The organism is Rothia sp. P4278, assembly GCF_048512945.1.
Lineage (GTDB): Bacteria > Actinomycetota > Actinomycetes > Actinomycetales > Micrococcaceae > Rothia.
On sequence record NZ_JBLXXU010000002.1, the window covers coordinates 470,071 to 488,053 of the forward strand.

Annotated in this window: 16 protein-coding genes; all 16 read right to left on the reverse strand. The window is 56.8% G+C overall.

Going from position 1 to position 17,983, the window contains the following annotated elements; all coding sequences use genetic code 11:
* Window positions 1–8: 8 nt before the first annotated feature.
* Window positions 9–2,591 (reverse strand): ATP-dependent Clp protease ATP-binding subunit, encoded by a 2,583-nt coding sequence (locus ACN085_RS06225; protein WP_419110936.1) that lies wholly within the window; start codon window positions 2,589–2,591, stop codon window positions 9–11.
* Window positions 2,592–2,983: 392 nt separating this feature from the next.
* Entirely contained in the window at window positions 2,984–3,337 is a 354-nt protein-coding gene (locus ACN085_RS06230) for a histone-like nucleoid-structuring protein Lsr2 (RefSeq protein ID WP_419099022.1), read from the reverse strand.
* 525 nt (window positions 3,338–3,862) lie between these two features.
* Entirely contained in the window at window positions 3,863–5,320 is a 1,458-nt protein-coding gene (gene lysS / locus ACN085_RS06235) for a lysine--tRNA ligase (protein WP_419099442.1), read from the reverse strand.
* Between the two features lie 99 nt (window positions 5,321–5,419).
* Window positions 5,420–6,286, reverse strand: a complete 867-nt coding sequence (gene panC, locus ACN085_RS06240) for a pantoate--beta-alanine ligase (RefSeq protein ID WP_419111050.1) — start codon at window positions 6,284–6,286, stop codon at window positions 5,420–5,422.
* Between the two features lie 91 nt (window positions 6,287–6,377).
* Window positions 6,378–7,274, reverse strand: coding sequence for a Rossmann-like and DUF2520 domain-containing protein (locus ACN085_RS06245; protein WP_419110937.1), 897 nt, complete (start codon window positions 7,272–7,274; stop codon window positions 6,378–6,380).
* A 51-nt stretch (window positions 7,275–7,325) separates the two neighbouring features.
* The gene (locus ACN085_RS06250) at window positions 7,326–8,702 is read right to left on the reverse strand and encodes a hypothetical protein (RefSeq protein ID WP_419110938.1); all 1,377 of its coding nucleotides are present in this window, start codon (window positions 8,700–8,702) and stop codon (window positions 7,326–7,328) included.
* Window positions 8,692–9,369 (reverse strand): ABC transporter ATP-binding protein, encoded by a 678-nt coding sequence (locus tag ACN085_RS06255; RefSeq protein ID WP_419104166.1) that lies wholly within the window; start codon window positions 9,367–9,369, stop codon window positions 8,692–8,694. Before ACN085_RS06255 ends, ACN085_RS06250 begins: the two co-directional genes overlap by 11 nt.
* Before the next feature lie 11 nt (window positions 9,370–9,380).
* Entirely contained in the window at window positions 9,381–10,970 is a 1,590-nt protein-coding gene (locus ACN085_RS06260; RefSeq protein ID WP_419110939.1) for a PH domain-containing protein, read from the reverse strand.
* The gene (locus ACN085_RS06265; protein ID WP_419110940.1) at window positions 10,970–11,638 is read right to left on the reverse strand and encodes a PH domain-containing protein; all 669 of its coding nucleotides are present in this window, start codon (window positions 11,636–11,638) and stop codon (window positions 10,970–10,972) included. The genes ACN085_RS06260 and ACN085_RS06265 overlap by 1 nt, the downstream gene beginning before the upstream one ends.
* Window positions 11,639–11,650: 12 nt before the next feature.
* The gene (locus tag ACN085_RS06270; protein ID WP_419110941.1) at window positions 11,651–12,172 is read right to left on the reverse strand and encodes a DUF3180 domain-containing protein; all 522 of its coding nucleotides are present in this window, start codon (window positions 12,170–12,172) and stop codon (window positions 11,651–11,653) included.
* Entirely contained in the window at window positions 12,169–12,675 is a 507-nt protein-coding gene (gene folK / locus ACN085_RS06275; protein WP_419099015.1) for a 2-amino-4-hydroxy-6-hydroxymethyldihydropteridine diphosphokinase, read from the reverse strand. The genes ACN085_RS06270 and folK overlap by 4 nt, the downstream gene beginning before the upstream one ends.
* Entirely contained in the window at window positions 12,665–13,078 is a 414-nt protein-coding gene (folB, locus tag ACN085_RS06280; protein ID WP_419110942.1) for a dihydroneopterin aldolase, read from the reverse strand. Before folB ends, folK begins: the two co-directional genes overlap by 11 nt.
* A 252-nt stretch (window positions 13,079–13,330) precedes the next feature.
* Window positions 13,331–14,227: a dihydropteroate synthase gene (gene folP / locus ACN085_RS06285; protein ID WP_419110943.1), complete on the reverse strand. Its 897-nt coding sequence runs from the start codon at window positions 14,225–14,227 to the stop codon at window positions 13,331–13,333.
* Between the two features lie 256 nt (window positions 14,228–14,483).
* Window positions 14,484–15,050: a GTP cyclohydrolase I FolE gene (gene folE, locus ACN085_RS06290; protein WP_419099012.1), complete on the reverse strand. Its 567-nt coding sequence runs from the start codon at window positions 15,048–15,050 to the stop codon at window positions 14,484–14,486.
* Window positions 15,041–17,104 carry an ATP-dependent zinc metalloprotease FtsH gene (gene ftsH / locus ACN085_RS06295; protein WP_419111051.1) on the reverse strand — a complete coding sequence of 688 codons (2,064 nt, stop codon included), beginning with the start codon at window positions 17,102–17,104 and terminating at the stop codon, window positions 15,041–15,043. The genes folE and ftsH overlap by 10 nt, the downstream gene beginning before the upstream one ends.
* A 324-nt stretch (window positions 17,105–17,428) precedes the next feature.
* Window positions 17,429–17,980, reverse strand: coding sequence for a hypoxanthine phosphoribosyltransferase (gene hpt, locus ACN085_RS06300; protein ID WP_419099011.1), 552 nt, complete (start codon window positions 17,978–17,980; stop codon window positions 17,429–17,431).
* Between the last annotated feature and the right edge of the window lie 3 nt (window positions 17,981–17,983).

Genomic DNA, 17,983 nt, shown 5'->3' on the forward strand with positions numbered 1-17,983 from the left:
GTAAGAGTCTAGAGCTGGCTGTCACCTTCCACCGTGCTCTCGGCAACGGCAGGCTGATCAGCCTTCTGATCACCTTCGCTAAAGACACGGTCAAAGCTGTCGCTATCCAGCTCACCCAAAGGGGCAGAGCTAAAGGTGAACTTAGCCAGGTCGCCCTCGCCTTCAGTGTCCACGGTAATCTTCTCACCGGGCTTGATCTCACCAAAGAGAATCTTTTCGGAGAGCGGGTCCTCCAGGTTGCGTTGCATCTCACGACGCAAGGGGCGGGCACCCATCGAGGGATCATAGCCCTTAGCGGCCATCAAAGCCTTAGCCTGATCGGTCAGTTCAATAGACATATCCTGCTCGCGCAGGCGCACGGCCAGGCGGGCAACAAACAAATCCACAATCTGCAGAATCTCAGACTCAGACAGCTGCGGGAAGACAATGATGTCATCGACGCGGTTCAGGAACTCGGGGCGGAAGTGCTCCTTGAGGGACTCCATGACCCGACCCTGCATACGCTCGTAGGTGCCTGCGTCGTCGCCCACCTGCTGGAAGCCAACAGGAACACGGCGGGCCATCTCACGAGAACCAAGGTTGGTGGTCATGATGATGACAGTGTTCTTAAAGTCCACCACGCGACCTTGTGAGTCAGTCAGGCGGCCGTCCTCAAGAATCTGGAGCAGGGAGTTGAAGAGATCAGCGTGAGCCTTCTCCACCTCATCAAAGAGCACAACAGAGAAAGGCTTGCGGCGGACCTTCTCGGTCAGCTGGCCACCCTCCTCGTAGCCTACATAGCCGGGAGGGGCGCCGAAGAGACGGGAAACGGTATGCTTTTCCTGGTACTCCGACATGTCCAAAGTGATAAGGGCATCCTCGTCGCCGAAGAGGAACTCGGCTAGAGCCTTAGCAAGCTCAGTCTTACCGACACCGGTGGGGCCTGCAAAAATGAAGGAGCCACCAGGACGCTTGGGGTCTTTCAGACCGGCGCGGGTACGGCGAATAGAGCGGGAGAGAGCCTTGATAGCGTTCTCCTGGCCAATCACGCGCTTGTGTAGCTCGTCTTCCATCTTGAGCAGACGACCGGACTCTTCTTCAGTAATCTTGTAGACAGGAACGCCAGTTGAGGCGGCTAGGACATCGGCAATAACCTCGGGGGTTACCTCACCAAAGGCATCCCCAGCCTTACGCCATTCCTTTTCTTTCTCGTCCTTCTCGGCAATCAGCTTCTGCTCTTGATCACGCAGGTCAGCGGCCTTCTCGAACTCGTTAGCAGAGATAGCCTCTTCCTTCTCGCCACGGAGCTTAGCAATACGCTCTTCCAAGATCTTGATTTCCGGGGGTGCGGTCATACGCTTAATACGCAGGCGGGCGCCGGCCTCGTCAATCAGGTCAACAGCCTTATCGGGCAGGAACCGGTCTGAGATATAGCGGTGGGCCAGGTTAACAGCGGTCTCGATAGCCTCATCGGAAATGGTGACGCGGTGGTGAGCCTCGTACTTATCGCGCAGGCCCTTAAGGATTTCCACAGCCAGCTCGGGTGACGGTTCATCCACCTGAATCGGCTGGAAACGGCGCTCCAGTGCGGGGTCCTTCTCAATGTGCTTACGGTACTCATCCAGGGTGGTAGCACCGATGGTCTGTAGCTCACCTCGGGCCAGCATGGGCTTGAGAATAGAGGCCGCGTCGATGGCGCCCTCAGCTGCACCGGCACCAACCAGGGTGTGAATCTCGTCGATAAAGAGAATGATGTCACCGCGGTTGCGGATCTCCTTGAGCACCTTCTTCATGCGCTCTTCAAAGTCACCGCGGTAGCGTGAACCCGCAACCATAGAACCCAAATCCAGGGTATAAAGGTGCTTGTCTTTAAGGGTTTCAGGAACATCACCGTGAACGATAGCCTGGGCAAGGCCCTCAGCCACAGCGGTCTTGCCTACACCCGGCTCACCAATGAGCACAGGGTTGTTCTTGGTGCGGCGAGAGAGGACCTGCATAACCCTCTCCATCTCCTGATGACGACCGATCACGGGGTCAAGCTTGCCCTCACGAGCAGCGGCAGTCAGGTTACGGCCGAACTGGTCAAGGATGGCTGACCCCGCGGGGGTGCCCTCACGGGAATTACCGGCACCAACGCCAGCGGTCTCCTTGCCACCCTCACCATTGTTGTTACCGGGGTAGCCGGCAATCAGGTCCATCACGGTCTGGCGAACCTTGGCAGGCTCAGCCCCCAGCTGGGTCAGGATCTGGTTGCCTACACCCTCATTAGCGCGCACCATACCGAGCAGAATGTGTTCGGTGCCGATGTAGCCGTGGTTAAGCTGAATAGCCTCACGCATGGAGAGTTCAAGAACCTTCTTGGCGCGAGGGGTAAAAGGGATATGGCCGCTAGAGGCCTGAGCGCCAGAACCGATGATGTCCTGCACCTGATCACGGACAGCGGCGAGGCTCACCCCGAGCGATTCAAGAGCACGGGCAGCGATACCTTCACCCTCGTGGATCAGACCGAGCAAAATGTGTTCGGTGCCGATGTAATTGTGGTTGAGCATGCGTGCCTCTTCTTGGGCAAGCACAATCACTCGACGGGCGCGGTCGGTAAACCGTTCAAACATTGAACACTCCTTGGAAACTTACTATTACCCAAAAGATTACGCGTGTTCTCTAGCCTGTGGGGGCCTGTTCGCCACGGAATGAATGGTGTTCGCCTACAAGGGAACGAAAGCCCACACCCACCCGTCAAAAATCAGAGAGCAAAAACCCTGCGCGGTATCGGGCGCTAGAAAATAATAATGGCACTTTCACGGCCTCAGGGAGTTACACAAAACATTCCCTCAGAACTCCCAGGAAGTTTCAAGTAAAAACTCCTCCCCCATTAGGCCCACAAATAATGAACACCTGTCGCCAATTTAGATGCCTTGATATGGGTAAACACAATGAATCCCGTAAAGAAATGGGGCGGAATACCTTAAGGTATTCCGCCCCATAAAAACGGGAAAGAAACTATTTACTTGTTTTCTTTACCCTTAGCAGCGTAGTAAGCATCCTGGATATCCTGGTGAATACGTCCGCGGCTAGAAACGTTATGACCGTTCTCCTGCGCCCACTTGCGAATCTCAGCAATTTCGGGATTGCGCTTGGGGGTGGTACGTGAACCAGCCGGACGGCCAGCGGTGCGCTGAGCACCATTTGCACGGCGGGCCTTAGCGGCGAACGGACGGATGGCATCGCGCAGGCGGGCAGCGTTAGCGCTGGAAAGGTCAATTTCGAACTGACCACCGTCGAGACCGAAACGTACGGTTTCGTCTGCGGGGCCACCGTCGAGATCGTCTTCAAGAATAATCTTGACCTTCTGAGCCATTGTTTTCTCCTTTTGATGAGGTGATGAAGGGAATATACACTCCGCTACTTCGGGTACCTAAGTAAAGACTAATAAATCTTTGGTTGGGCTGTGGGGTGTGTAACGAAGTTAGCCACCCTCGATGACTAATAATAAATAATACATATCATTGCACCAAATAGGAAATAAAGCCCAGATTCTTATCTCGGGTTTCCCTCAAAAAAAATTATTAAGAATCTTCGGAGCCAAAAGGATTCCTAGCCCCATCAGAGCTTTTTACTGACTGATACCACTGCTCAGCATCCTTTTGAATATCACGCTGCGCGGCTCTTTCTGTTCGGTCAGCTCGGCTCATCCACCGCAAAATAAAATAAAGCGCTACCCCAGCACAGGTGGAGGGCACTAGCCCAATAAGAAAATCCACTGTTCTAACCTTTCGCTCTCTTTAAGCCCCGGTAATCTACCCTAGAACTCTACCCTAGAACCCAAGAGTAAAGCCCGCCCAGCCTTTGCTGAGCGGGCCAAAAATCAGAGGCTACTTTTCACTTATTCAGCTTCGGGTTTCATCAAAGGGAAGAGAATAGTTTCACGAATACCAACACCGGTAAAGAGCATAATCAAACGATCAATGCCCAAGCCTAGGCCACCCATGGGAGGGGCACCGTACTCCAGGGCACGCAGGAAGTCCTCATCAAGCTGCATGGCTTCGTCATCTCCGCCAGCGGCCAGCTTAGACTGCTCAGTGAGCCGTTCACGCTGAATCACGGGGTCAATGAGCTCAGAGAAGGCCGTGCCGCGCTCCATGCCACCGATAATGAGATCCCACGCTTCAATCAGGTTGCTCTCAGAGCGATGCTGACGGGCCAGAGGCTGTGCGCTGGGCGGGTAGTCATAGACAAAGGTGGGGTTCAGCAGGGTGGGTTCAACGATCTCACCGAAGAGCTCCACGACTAACTTCTCGGCATCCCACTTAGGATCAACCGCAACGGAGTGCTTCTCCGCGATTGCGCGCAGTTCCTCAGCGCTCGTTGCAGGAGTAATCTCAACCCCCACTGCCTCGGACAGACCGGGGTAGACACCCAGCCACTTCCACTCAGCGGTCAGGTCAATGGTTCCAGCTTCAGTCTCAATCTGGTGCACACCCACAGCATCAGCGCAGGCCATAATAATTTCCTGCATACGCTTGGCCATAACGAACTGGTCAGCATAAGCCTCATAGCATTCCAGGGTGGTGAACTCAGGGCTGTGAGTGGAGTCCACGCCCTCGTTACGGAATACACGGCCAATCTCGTAGACACGTTCTAGGCCACCGACTTCGGCGCGCTTGAGGAAGAGTTCGGTAGCAATACGCAGGGTCATGGGCTGATCAAAAGCATTCAGATGAGTCTCAAAGGGACGCGCTGCCGCACCACCGTGAATCAGCTGCAGGATCGGAGTTTCCAGCTCAATATAGCCGTGGTTATTCAGTACGTTACGGACAGTCTGAGTAATCTTGGCGCGCTTAATGACCAGCTCGCGGGCCTCATCACGCACCATCAAATCCAGGTAGCGCTGGCGGACACGAGTCTCTTCGTTGAGGTCAGAATGCAGGTTGGGCATGGGGCGCAAAGCCTTAGAAGCCATCTGCCAACTGTCGGCCATGACCGAAAGCTCACCACGGCGAGATGAAATAACTTCACCCTGAACAAACACATGGTCACCCAGGTCAACCAGAGCCTTCCAATCAGCCAGGGCTTCTTCGCCCACACCAGCCAGCGAAATCATGGCCTGAATACGAGTGCCGTTACCCTGCTGTAGGGAAGCAAAGCACAGCTTGCCGGTATTACGCACGAACACTACGCGCCCAGCGATACCGACAATATCGCCGGTCGTCTGGTCAGCTTCAAGAGTTCCATCGTACTTTTCACGAATCTCGGTAATGGTGTGGGTAACGGGAACACCTACCGGGTAGGCTTCACGGCCACTTTCTAGCAGCTTCGCGCGCTTGTCGAGACGGATCTGCATCTGCTCCGAGGCGGCGTTCTCTACGGCCTTGGTCTCTGCGGGGGTCTTGCCCTGTTCAGTCAATGATGTACCTGTTCTGAGGTTGATGATAAAAGATTCTTAGTTGATTTCCATGTTATCGATGAGGCGGGTATTGCCTACGTAGGCAGCTACGAGCGCTAGGACACGTCCGCTCTCATCAAGGGGGGCCTCAAAGGTGTCAGTATCGACTACTTCGAGGTAGTCCAGGCGGACACCGTCGGTCTTATCAATCGTTTGGCGGGCCCGCTCAACCTGCTCCGGAGAGAAAGCCCCGGTGATGTACTGCTCACGCAGGGTAGCCAGAGTGCGGGAGAGCACCAGAGCAGATTCGCGTTCTTCGGCGCTCAGGTACTGATTTCGGGAGGATAGCGCCAAACCGTCATCGGCACGCACAATCGGCACAGGCTTAATAACAACCTCGTGGTTGAAATCTTTGACCATGCGCTGTATCAGAGCCAGCTGCTGGGCGTCCTTCTGCCCAAAGTACGCCTTGAGGGTAGCCTGCCCCACCATGGGCTTAAGGATATTGAAGAACTTATTGACAACAGTCAAGGCACCGTCGAAGTGCCCGGGGCGGGTTTTCCCTTCAAAGAGGGTGCCCAGCTTGCCCGACGAGACGGTAATTTTCGGATTGCCGCCGGGGTAGATATCTTCTACCTGAGGAGCGAAAATTACGTCAACCCCTGCCTGAGCGGCTAGCTCAGCATCTGCTTGAAGGGTCCTAGGGTAATGCTCAAAATCTTCACCGGGACCGAACTGAAGGGGGTTCACAAAAATCGAGAGAACAACAAGATCGTTCTGTTCACGGGCACGACGAATCAGGGTGGCGTGCCCCTCATGGAGGGCCCCCATGGTGGCTACGTAGCCAACGCTGAGTTTCTTCTTAGACTTTGCGGCTCCATTTTTCTCAACCTGTGCTGTTGCCGTGGTCATAGAAAGAAGCATTTCACGGGCGAGATCGGAGATAGTGTGTGCGATGGGGATTTGGCTCGTCACGGTGGCGAGGTTTCCTTTCGGTTTTTTGCGCTCTCCCAGTTTACCCGGCAAGTGCACTCAAGACACTATGGTACTGCTCTTGAGTTAGTGCCCCGCGAGTGTATGCTCTCTGGGCAGTCGCCTTGGCTAGGGCAAGGTAGGCAGTAGGAATATCTTCTGCGCCTTCTTCCAGGGCATAGTTTGCCAAAGTCTGGGCATGTGCCGCAACGGTATGAGCGTCACCCCGAACTACTGGGCCAGTCAGGGCGTTCTCCCCCGAGGCAAGAGCGTTATCCAGGGAGGCCCTCAGGAGCGGCTCAATATAGCGGGCGGGATTTTCAATACCTATAGAACTCAGAATTTGGAGTGCCTGGCCGGTGACTGTTACCAGGTGATTAGCGCCGTGGGCTAAGGCCGCGTGGTAGAGCGGCCGGTCCCCCTCAGCAATGATGACGGGTTCCCCACCCATCTCAACGGCGAGCGCCTGGGCAATGGGAAGGAAGGGGGCTGGGCCAGTCACCCCGAAGCTGGTGGAGTTCAGCCGCGCCAGGTCAAGGGAAAGCCCGGTAAAGGTCATGGCCGGGTGAATGGCAAGACCGATAGCGCCCTGGGCTGTTGCCGGGGCCAGGACGTTTGTACCGTGGCGGCCCGAGGTGTGAATCAGGATTTGGCCGCTACGCCAACCGTCTATCTGGGCTATTCCTGTGACAAGGCCGGGGAGGGCATCATCGGGAACTGCTAGCAGGATTACTTCGCTCTGCTCGATAATTTCGGGGACGGTCAGCACGGGAACCCCGGGAAGCAGGGCATCGGCCCGGGTGCGGGAGGCTTCAGAAACCGCGTGAAGGCCGGCGATGGTGTGGCCGGCTGACCGCAGTGCCGCGCCCAGTACCGCACCGACTTTGCCGGCGCTGATAAGACCGATCTTGAGGCGGGCCGGTCTAATGGGGCTGTTCATGGTCTTTCTTTCTGCCGATGACACTGACCTGCCCAGTCTACCTGCCGAAGTCTAGTGTGCGGGGTGGCCCTTGCGGTAGTGCTCGTAGAGGCGAGAACCCAGAATACCTAGCGGGATAAGAACAGCCCAAGGCTTACCAATCCCTAAAAGCAGACTTACCGAGAGAATCTCCAGCATCACACGGAAAAGTGCAGAGGCCGGTTCAATAGGGATAACCAGCCCCTCAGGCAGGGTTATGACCAGGTCGTAGTTATAGGTCAAGGGTGGGTTGTGTTCACCGAGTGCGGTAGCTAGGCCAAAGATAAAACCGGTCAGGGCAGAAAGTAGCGGCAGCTGGAAGACCAGAGCCATCACCAGAACATAGCAGGAAGCCGCAAGGGTGGCTCCTCCGGCAAAGCCCAGGACGGTAGAAAAGTAGGGCGCTGAGAGCCAGCCGCGCAGGGGAAGGTTGGCCGCCCACTCGCGGGTCAGCCAGCGGTAGAGGCTTGCCACCATCCAGGCCCCAACTGCAATTACCACACTGGCACCAGCCTGCCCCAGGGCAACTCCACCCAGGATAGCGAAGGGAATGGTGAGAACAAGGATGAGGAAGAAAGGGCCGGTGCTATCAGCTAAAGCAGCCAAAGACAGCAGGAGTGGGCGAGCCGAGAGCACCCGCCTTCTGAACCGTACACTCTGGGAGCCGTAGTAGCGGTAGCCGTCTGCCCCGCCCAGGTTGCGGAGCCCCTGAAAGAGGATAGCGCTACGCCCGTAAGCGCTGGTGAGGGCGTACCAGGTCAGGTTCGTTCTGGTACCGGCAAGACCATAGGCCAGCGCGCCCAGAAAGCCGCTACCCAAGATTCCCGCCGCGCAGAGCTGGGCCGTACTTGTGGGGTCGTAGCCGGGTAGTAAATCACAGGTGGTCGCAAGGACCAGTCCCAGACCGGTTACTAAAGCTAGAACGCCCCAGCCTGCCAGTAGCCGCCAGTGCCCGCTGGCCTGAACACCGATTGCTCCGTGAACCAGCACAGCACCATACAGGCAGGCAGCAGTTAGCACTGCACAGAGCTGCGGGGGTGTTAGGGGCGTAAAAATGATGGCAAATGATGTCACTACCAGCGCCCATAGCCCCAGGGCACCCCACATGGCAGGTTGTTTCCAGGGGTTCTTGCTGGCAGGGATAAGACCGGAATAGCGCCAGAAAAGCTGGGAGGGTGAGTAAGCTACCGGGCCCAGTAAGCCCAGAACGGTCACGAAGGCGGCCACCACTATAAGCAGGGCACCCAGGAAAAAGCCGGGAGCCTGAGCGTCATTGAGCGTGAAGTAGAGGTAGTGGCCCCTGAGCTGTTTGAGGGCGTACGAGATTGAGCCCACCAGCGCTAGCATCACCAGCAGGTAAAAGCTCAGGTTGTAGAGATCAACAAACCTGTCGGTGATTTTAGTTTTCATGGGACTCATCTAAGAGCAGGGGGAAGGTGAGCTTACGGGTTCCGGGGAGCATATTAAGGCTGGGTTCGTGGGTAGCTAGGCAGACAGCCCGGCCTTGGGCGGTTTGTTCCTGTGCCCAGGCGGCCACCCACTCAATACCCCGCCTATCAAGGCGTTTTTCTGGCTCGTCCAGGAAGTAATAGCGGGCTGGACGCACCAGCAAGGAGGCCAGTTTAGAACGCTGTTCCTGGCCAGAGCTTAGGGTGAAGGCCTCCCTGTCGTAGGCTTGGGGTACACCTAGCTCTTCAAGGGCATCACGCGCGCTCAGCAGTTGTGCAGGGTCAAACCCCAGCTCCTGGGCAAGAGCAGGCCCCTGGGAGGCAATCATCTCAAGGTGCTGGCCCACCGTCACTCCGGGTAGCCAACCCACAGAATCATTGATACCAAAAACCTGCAGGCGAAACTCTGGAGAAGCTGAAGTAATAGGCTGTCCATCCAGGACCACATGCCCCTCAGTCAATTCTTCCTGCTGAAGCAGGCAACTCATAAAGGTCGATTTACCCGAACCGTTGGGGCCGACCAGAGTGGAGTAGGTACCCGGCTCAAAGGTCACGGATATCTCCGAAAAAATGAAGTTATCACGGTATGACTTGGCCGCCCGATCCATAAGTAAGGATTGTTCGCTCATGAATATACACTCTACATGCGCTCAAGCACAGCAAGCTGGGATTGACGAACCAGCAAGGCTCGCGCGACCTCTGCATCAAGGTGAGATACGCGTGTCCCTAAGGCACTCCCCGCCACCGACACCTCTAGGTGGGCAAGACCTAGACGCCTTTGCCAGGGCCCCTGCCGCAAAGCAACCCCCTGGATTTTCCTATGAGGCACCATGCCAAACCGCCGATGCCACCGACCCGAACGAACCAGCAAGAACTCAGGAGTCTGCAAGAAATCGTTATACCGGTAAGTAAACCAGTCAAAAACACGAGCCGAAGCAGGAGAAACCGTAAAACCAGCACGGCCCTCAAGAGCGCCCAAGCCTTCACGCAGATGCCCAATGGATACTCCACCCTGGCTCAAAGCAGGCAGAATAAGCTGGACAATAGCAAGAACATCGTCAAAGGTGCCCACCGGCAAAAGCTCACCGGTAGCCTGTTCATCCAATTCGCTTTTACCCGCCAGCGTCACCCTAACCCGATACCAGCCGAAAAACCGCCAGAGGAAAGGCTGCTCCACCTGCAGGCGCTGGACCCTACCAGCCGGCAGGGTCTGCGTGGTGGTGTCCCACAGGCCATAACGGGTCTTCAAGCCGCTAGAACTCGTAGACAGCGAAAAGTTAAAGCCGGTATTCAACCGCTTCAAAGCTCCCGCGAAAACGCCCAGAATCACAGCAAGATTAGACGTAATGATAGTGCCGATACCCCAGTCAGCTGATACCATAAATGCGCTTAGGCCTATGCCAATAAGCAGACCCAGCCCCCAACCAAAGTTAAAAACCAGGGAACCAATCAGGCGGCCCAGAGGCACTTTAACAATAAGGCGTTCATCCTCATCTGTAAGACCCATAAAATTCTCGGTCAGGTGCTGGACTAAAGGCTCAGAAAGGTGCTTCTCCCCCTGCGCAGGGAGAGTAGCGGCTTCACCGGCTACAGTCTGGGCAGGAGCTTTGAGGGAGCCAACCTGAGCTAAGAGCTCATCACGAAGCTGACGGGCACGGCGGTAGCTCAGATACTCAACCTTGAGAGCAGAGGAATCACCATCGGCCACATCAAACTTAAGCTCTGCCAGCCCCAGCAGACGAGCCGCAAAGGGACGGTTGACGTCAATAGACTGCACCCTATCCAACCGTGCTTTTCGTTCGGTGCGGAAAATTGCCCCGCTCTTGAGATAGAGGTTCTGCCCATCCACCGCAAAACGGTAGAAGAACCACTGGCTCATCATGGGGATAAAGAAAATTAGAAAGAGAGCCAGCAGGGCCGCAAGATACCAGTAGGTGCCAAAGACAGCGGTCCAGGCAAAAAGCGCCGTGTCAGGGGGCCCACTCTTAAGGCGGGCGCTGGGGTCAGCATCAAATTCCCCCGACAGCAGGCTTTCCACCGCATGACGCCCAATGGTAAAGAAGAAGATAAAGATAAGCAGCCAGGCCTTCACCAGAGGGGATAGCGGGTGAGCACGCTGCCAGACCAGCTTCACGGGTTTAGGCTCCCCCTGTTGCTCTGTATGCTCTGTATGCTCTGTATGCTCTGTATGCTCTGTATGCTCTGTATGCTCTGTGCGCGACTCTGCCATTAGAGACCAACCATCTTGGCATCGGACAGGTCGGTCAGGACCTCGCGTAGGTTCTCCGCAATCGTACGGTCTAGCCCGGGGACGGTGGTGCTGTTGGCCGCAGTCCGCACCTCTACATTTGCTAGGTTCAGGGTGTTGAGGATAGGGCCGGAAGTCACATCAATATACTGGATGCGCCCATAGGGTATAGCGGTCACCGAACGGAACATCAGGCCCCGCCGCACCAGCAGATGGTCCTGACGTTCGCTGTAACCAAGCGCCAGCACCTGCCCTTTAACCAGAAGAGTGAGCCAGATGTTCAGGGCAAGAACCAGAGCAGGAAGCAGGTAAGACAGCCAGAGAGGCCAGTCCCACCAGCCCAGAAACCGGGTAAAAACTAACGGTAAGAAAGCAGCTCCTGTCAGCCCAAGAGACCATATTAGGCGGGCTATCAGACGCACCCGAACATAACGGGTAGAAACACCTTTCCAGGAGACCTCCGGCAGGGTACTAACACCCCGGCCAGCGCCGTCCAGATCCAAGGGAGGCAAGGTCGGGCTGAAGAGCTTTTGCTCTGCCCGGTTAGGGGAAGGCTGAGTCCACGAGATATCGTCCATGCTTATACCACCCTTTTCTGCCTCGGTTGCATCAGAGTCAAACCTGCGGAAGGGGCCATAAACCGACCCCATTCCCCCTACAGTCTACGTTTTATCGCTAGTGCGGCCCAGGGGACCTGGCTGTGGGGCAGCCTCTGTTAGTCCGCCTCCGGGTTCGTCGTCGTTCGGCGGAATCTTGCACCAGTTCTCAACAAGGATTCCGCACACCAAGAGAATGAGCCCACCGGCTAGGGCACACAGAGTATCGACCAGGGGTGACCAGGTGGCACGAGCCCCGGTTAAACCCAACTGATAGACCAAAATCGCTACCTGCCAGCCCATCATGAGCGCCCCGGTCAGAGCCATAGCCTGAGCGAAAACAGCGACCCGAGCCGCAAAGAGCGGGGTCATGTTAGTTGCCTGATTACGGGTTTCGACCCGGCTGTATTGAGCAACCTGGCGGCCCCAGTACAGGGCCACCGTGCCTACAATGAGGCAAACCAGCACAATAAGGGCGGGTAGGGATAGCTCACGGCCCCCCATCTTGATGCTCAAGAGGTTAAAAACCGAACCTGTCAAAACCCCTAGGGCGAAGGTGAGGGCAAGTGCCCGGCTCCTCAGCTTCATAGGCACACCACCGGTGCAGGATGGAATTCGCGGATCCCCCCAATATCCTCAGCGCGGTCAGCTAGATCCCGTACAGGTTCGCCCAGCAGAAGCGCATCAGGATCCATACGAGCCCAGGGTTCTAGGACAAAAGCCCTCTCAGCAGCCCGCGGGTGAGGCAGGGTCAGCTCAGGATCATCCATCTGAATAGAGGCAATATCAATAATGTCTATGTCAAGAGTACGAGGCCCCCAGCGGACATCGCGCACACGGTGATGCTTCTGCTCAATCTGCTGAGCGTACTCCAAAAGTTGGAAGGGTCTGAGTGAGGTTTCAACCTCAACAACCATATTTGCGTAGTCATCTTGGTCTGCTGGCCCACCCACAGGCGCTGTAATAGCTATAGGTGAAATCTTAGTAACGGTAATTTTTTCGTGGGAGCAGATATCGGCAATAGCCCGCACCAGAGTTTCTTCACTGTCCCCCAGGTTTGACCCCAGGGCAAGGATAGCTTTAACGGGCATTATTCTCCCTAAAAATCGTGACCGAAACATCGGCGAAGGTCACTTCGATGGGAGCCTTCGGTTTATGTACGGTCAGTTCAACAGCGAGCAGAGGGAACTGTTCTAGGATTGTTCGGGCCAGCTGTTCGGCTAGTGTCTCAATCAAGTCGAGCGACTCACCGGTGATGACAGCTCTAATCGTCTCCGCTACTTCTGCGTAGTTAACGGTGTGGGCAACATCGTCGGTAGCTGCTGCCCGGGTGAAATCGGTGAACATGGTGACATCAACGAAGAAGGGCTGCCCCGTCTGTTTCTCTGACTCAAGTACCCCGTGATAGCCCACTCCACCGACGCCGGTGAGGGTAATACGGTCGGCGCGCGAATAGTCCCGAACAGTTGCACACGAAGAGCTCTGATCTTGCATGGGTACCTTTCACCGAAAGTAGCCGCCGACTCAGAAAAGCGCCGGCGCTTTTGTCTGCAATTATGCACCCTGCGGGGAGGGCACCGGAGGACGGGCTTGATCTGCACAAGGTAGGCCTAGAGGCGCTAGATGCCCCATTTTTCAAGGGCTATAAACCTAACCGCACCCAGCGCGCAGGCCACCCTAAAGCGCTTAAAGTCACATATACATTTTTATATATGACGACTCTATGTCAGGCCTTATTCTGTGCTTTTAGCTACCTCGTGTTGCCTCTAACCAGGCGGTTCGTACGGCCAGCGCATCGGCTGTTGCCTGCACATCATGAACACGTACAGCCCAGGCACCAGCATCGGCAGCCAAGAGGGAAAGAGCGGCAGAAGCGATGTCCCGTTCGGTAGCCGACCGTTCGGTCACTTTTTCTAGGTCTAGCCCGTTTGTGGCAGCGTCGAGTTCCTGCAGAAGGCGGGCGATAAAGCGTTTGCGAGAACCAGCAACCAGTACCCTGTGCCCCTGCTCGGCCAGTTGCTCGGTGGCCGCTAGAACCTGCCAGTTCTGATCCCCCTGCTTGGCAAAACCAGGGCCGGGGTCAAGAATGATGTTCTCTGGTGCTACTCCCCCGGCTAGTAGACGCTCACGCAGCACAAAGAGCTCCCCCAGCACTTCCTCAACCACATTGGTGTAGGTGGCTTGGGTATCCATGTTCTGGGAGGTGCCGCGCGCGTGCATCAGAATGTAGGGCACACCCAATTCGGCTACGGTGGACACCATATCCTCACGCAGGCTCATGCCCGCAACATCGTTGATGATATGCGCACCGGCTTCAACGGCAGCTCGTGCGGTCTCGGGGTTGAGGGTGTCCACGGACATGACAATGCCCTCGGCAACCAGGGCTTCGACCACAGGTAGGACGCGGCGCTGTTCCTCGGCCAGAGGTACACGAATAGCGCCGGGGCGGGTCGATTCACCGCCAATATCGATGAGGTCTGCCCCCTGGGCTACCAGTTTGCGGGCGTGGCCAACAGCGGCGGCGGGGTCGTCGTAAAGCCCCCCGTCCGAGAAAGAATCGGGGGTTACGTTAAGAATCCCCATAATCAGGGTGCGGTCAGTGGGCAGGTTCTCAAAGGAGCCGTGGGCGTGGGGAAGAGTCATGGTTTCAGCGTAACACTGTGCACCCGGTCTAAAAGCAGAAAGAAAGGCACCGGCTCTATCACCGGTGCCTGGTTCAATGGCTACTTGGGCTAAGTTACGAGGGCTTGCTATAGCCGCTAACTGGCTCGGGGCTGGCGCTTAAGGGTGTGTGGGGGGGAGGGTTGGTGCCGTCTCAAGCTCAATACCGTTCCCGCCAACTGGCTCGGGGCTGGCGTTTAAGGGTGTTGGCAGGAACGGTATTGAGCTCTATAAAAGCCTACGAAGCGTTCATTAAACTCATCGCCTCAGCACGAGTGGCAGGGTCACGTAGAGCACCGCGCACCGCACTCGTCACGGTCTTAGCGCCAGGCTTGCGCACCCCACGCATGGACATGCACATGTGCTCAGCCTGCATAACTACGATAGCCCCGGCGGGGTTCAGGTGTTCAACCAGTGCCTCAATGACCTGAGTTGTCAGCCGCTCCTGTACCTGCGGGCGCTTGGCGTACAGATCGACCAGGCGGGCCAGCTTAGATAGGCCGGTAACTTTACCGTCGCCACCGGGAATATAGCCGATGTGGGCGGTCCCGTAGAAAGGAACCAGGTGGTGCTCGCAGGTGGAGTAGAAAGGAATGTCCTTGACCAGGACCAGCTCGGAATGGTCGATATCGAAAGTGGTGCTCAGGAGCTGACCGGCATCCTGGTGCAGGCCAGAGAACATTTCCTCGTAGGCCCTAGCCACGCGTGCCGGGGTTTCAAGCAGGCCATCACGCTCAGGGTCCTCACCGATGGCAAGGAGGATTTCACGGACGGCTGCTTCAATACGCGGTTGGTCTACTGCCATGAGCGATTGCCACCCAAGGGGTCGATATCTGGGTTGCCGTCGGGGCCAGCGGCACCGGGGTGCGGGTTGCCGGGTTCCATAGGGTCAACTACGGGCTGCTGGACGATACCCTGCTGGTCTGCGGGCTCAGCAGTTTCGCCCTGCTCAGGGGTGTTCTCTGCCTTAGCCTGCTCGGCGGCTTCACGTTCGCTCGGGGCCAGGACCGGGGGGAGGGTTGAGATTTCGCGGTTCTCCTTGGACAGCCACTGGGCGCGCTCGGGGCGCTTGCGGACATCCTTGAAGATTTCGGCGATTTCGTTCTCTAGCAGGGTTTCGCGCTCGAGTAGGGCGTAAGCCAGGGTATCCAGCACGTCACGGTTCTCCATGAGGATTTCGTGGGCCTCATCGTGAGCCATAGAGAGCAGGTCGTGAACCTCCTGGTCAACGGTAAAGGCCAGCTGGTCGGAGTGCTGGTTGCCGCCACCGGAGCCACCACCCAGGAAGGGGTCGGATTCCTTGGCGACCAGGCGCACGGAGCCTACCTTGGTGCTCATACCGTATTCGGTGACCATCTTGCGGGCGGTATCGGTGGCCTTCTGAATGTCGTTGGAGGCGCCGGTGGAGGGGTCGTGGAAGACAATTTCTTCGGCTGCACGGCCACCCATGGCGTAGGCCATCTGATCCAGTAGCTCGTTGCGAGTGGTGGAGTACTTGTCGTCCTGGGGCATGACCATGGTGTAGCCCAGGGCACGGCCACGGGGAAGAATCGTAATCTTGGTGACCGGGGCTGAGTTACGTAGGGCCGCCGCGACTAGGGCGTGGCCGCCTTCGTGGTAGGCGGTGACCTTGCGTTCGTGCTCCTTCATGATGCGTGAGGATCGCTGGGGGCCAGCCATGACACGGTCAATGGCCTCGTCGATGGCGCGCTCGTCAATGACGTTCCCGCCGTCGCGGGCGGTAAGCAGGGCGGCTTCGTTCATGACGTTTGCCAGGTCTGCACCGGTGAAGCCGGGTGTGCGCTTAGCGACGGAGGCCAGCTCTACGCGGCGGTCGATAGGCTTACCTGCGGCGTGCACTTCCAGGATTCGTTGGCGACCCTTAAGGTCGGGGGCGTCAACCCCTACCTGGCGGTCGAAACGGCCAGGGCGCAGCAGGGCGGGGTCAAGAACGTCGGGGCGGTTGGTTGCCGCAATAACGATGACGTTGGAGCTACCGTCGAAACCGTCCATCTCAACTAGGAGCTGGTTGAGGGTCTGCTCACGCTCGTCGTTACCGCCACCCATGCCGATGCCGCGCTGGCGGCCTACAGCGTCGATTTCGTCCACAAAGATAATGGCGGCCTTGTTGGTCTTGGCTTCCTTGAAAAGGTCCCGCACACGCGAGGCACCCACACCCACGAACATTTCAACGAAGTCGGAGCCGGAGATGGAGTAGAAGGGCACACCGGCTTCGCCCGCAACTGCTTTAGCGAGCAGGGTCTTACCGGTACCGGGAGGGCCGTAGAGCAGAACGCCCTTGGGGATTTTTGCACCCAGGCGGGTGAACTTCTCGGGTTCGGCCAGGAATTCGCGGACCTCTTCGAGTTCGGCCAGGGCCTCGTCCACGCCTGCGACATCGGCGAAGCGGACGGTGGGGTTATCTTTGTTGAACTTCTTAGCGCGCGATTTGGAGAAGTTCATAATCTGTGAGCTGCCGCCGCCCATACGGGACATGATGAGCCAGAAAAGGCCCACCATGATGACAAAGGGCAGAATCAGGGAGAGTGTGGAGGTAAACCAGTTAGTCTGTACCGGCTGGTCGGTGTAGGACTCAAGTGAGGCATCATCCATAGCTGTAATGACATCTGCGGCTCGGGGGGCAACATAGTAGAAGCTCACCGACTTACCCTGATTATCACCAGCAGCATTGACGTAGTCATCTTTGAGTTCCAGGTCAACGCGCTGGTCGCCGTCATAAATTTTGGCGCTGACTACCTTGTGGTCGTTCAGCAGGCCAATACCAACGTTGGTGTCAACGCGCGATGATGCTGCCATGGAATTGGCAAACAGCATAGGAACAGCGATCAGCAAAGCCATGAGAACCCAGAACCAGGGCCCAGAAATGAGCTTGCCGAAGAACCCCTTTTGCTTGGGGTCAGGGGTGTTATCCGTTTTCTGCACAGCCGCGCCTTCCACACATGATGGTGCGGGGGTTGCTTGAATCCCCCCGCAACTTTGGTTGCTCTGCACCCCGGTTTTTGGGTGCAGTGAGCCTCAGACCTATCTAATGTACCTAAACTTACCGGCTGCTTGCTCCCTAGCTCTGATTTTTCACCTCAGGGCTAAAGGGGGCAAGCTCCCGGGTACAGGTCAGGGGCGGAGTGTGAGCCTCCGCCCCTGACCTGAAGCTCCCCTTAGCTCTTAGGAGTAGACGTGGGGTGCCAGGGTTACGATGCAATCAAGGTTGCGGTAACGCTCAGCAAAGTCCAGGCCATAACCCACCACGAACTCAGGTTCGATATCCCAGCCAACGTACTTGACCTCAACATCGGTCTTCACGCTCTTGGGCTTGCGGAGCAGAGTGCAGATTTCCACGGAGGAAGCGCCGCGAGAGACCAGGTTCTGTTGGAGCCATTTGAGGGTTAGGCCCGAGTCGATGATGTCCTCAACGATAAGCACATCGCGGCCGGTCAAGTCGGTATCCAGATCTTTGAGAATACGGACCACACCTGAGGACTTGGTGCCCGAACCGTAGGAGGAGACTGCCATCCAGTCCATGGTGTAGTGAGCTTTGAGAGCGCGCGAAAGATCAGCAACTACCATAATGGCACCCTTAAGCACGCCAACGAGCAGGACGTCCCGCCCTTGGTAGTCCTTATCAATCTGAGCGGCTAGCTCCTTGATTTTGGCGTCGATCTCTTCTTTGGTGAAGAGAACGTGCTTAATGTCTTTCTGTACATCGAGTGCGTCCACAGT

Excerpts from the sequence above, each read along its gene's own strand:
- lysS (WP_419099442.1), bottom strand. The coding sequence starts at position 5,320 with ATGCAGATCCGTCTCGACAAGCGCGCGAAGCTGCTAGAAAGTGGCCGT.
- ACN085_RS06225 (WP_419110936.1), bottom strand. The coding sequence starts at position 2,591 with ATGTTTGAACGGTTTACCGACCGCGCCCGTCGAGTGATTGTGCTTGCC.
- folK (WP_419099015.1), bottom strand. The coding sequence starts at position 12,675 with ATGCCCGTTAAAGCTATCCTTGCCCTGGGGTCAAACCTGGGGGACAGT.
- folE (WP_419099012.1), bottom strand. The coding sequence starts at position 15,050 with ATGGCAGTAGACCAACCGCGTATTGAAGCAGCCGTCCGTGAAATCCTC.
- ACN085_RS06245 (WP_419110937.1), bottom strand. The coding sequence starts at position 7,274 with ATGAACAGCCCCATTAGACCGGCCCGCCTCAAGATCGGTCTTATCAGC.
- ACN085_RS06260 (WP_419110939.1), bottom strand. The coding sequence starts at position 10,970 with ATGGCAGAGTCGCGCACAGAGCATACAGAGCATACAGAGCATACAGAG.
- ACN085_RS06265 (WP_419110940.1), bottom strand. The coding sequence starts at position 11,638 with ATGGGGTCGGTTTATGGCCCCTTCCGCAGGTTTGACTCTGATGCAACC.
- panC (WP_419111050.1), bottom strand. The coding sequence starts at position 6,286 with ATGCTTCTTTCTATGACCACGGCAACAGCACAGGTTGAGAAAAATGGA.
- folB (WP_419110942.1), bottom strand. The coding sequence starts at position 13,078 with ATGCAAGATCAGAGCTCTTCGTGTGCAACTGTTCGGGACTATTCGCGC.
- ACN085_RS06230 (WP_419099022.1), bottom strand. The coding sequence starts at position 3,337 with ATGGCTCAGAAGGTCAAGATTATTCTTGAAGACGATCTCGACGGTGGC.
- ACN085_RS06270 (WP_419110941.1), bottom strand. The coding sequence starts at position 12,172 with ATGAAGCTGAGGAGCCGGGCACTTGCCCTCACCTTCGCCCTAGGGGTT.
- ACN085_RS06250 (WP_419110938.1), bottom strand. The coding sequence starts at position 8,702 with ATGAAAACTAAAATCACCGACAGGTTTGTTGATCTCTACAACCTGAGC.
- folP (WP_419110943.1), bottom strand. The coding sequence starts at position 14,227 with ATGACTCTTCCCCACGCCCACGGCTCCTTTGAGAACCTGCCCACTGAC.
- ftsH (WP_419111051.1), bottom strand. The coding sequence starts at position 17,104 with ATGGCTTTGCTGATCGCTGTTCCTATGCTGTTTGCCAATTCCATGGCA.
- ACN085_RS06255 (WP_419104166.1), bottom strand. The coding sequence starts at position 9,369 with ATGAGCGAACAATCCTTACTTATGGATCGGGCGGCCAAGTCATACCGT.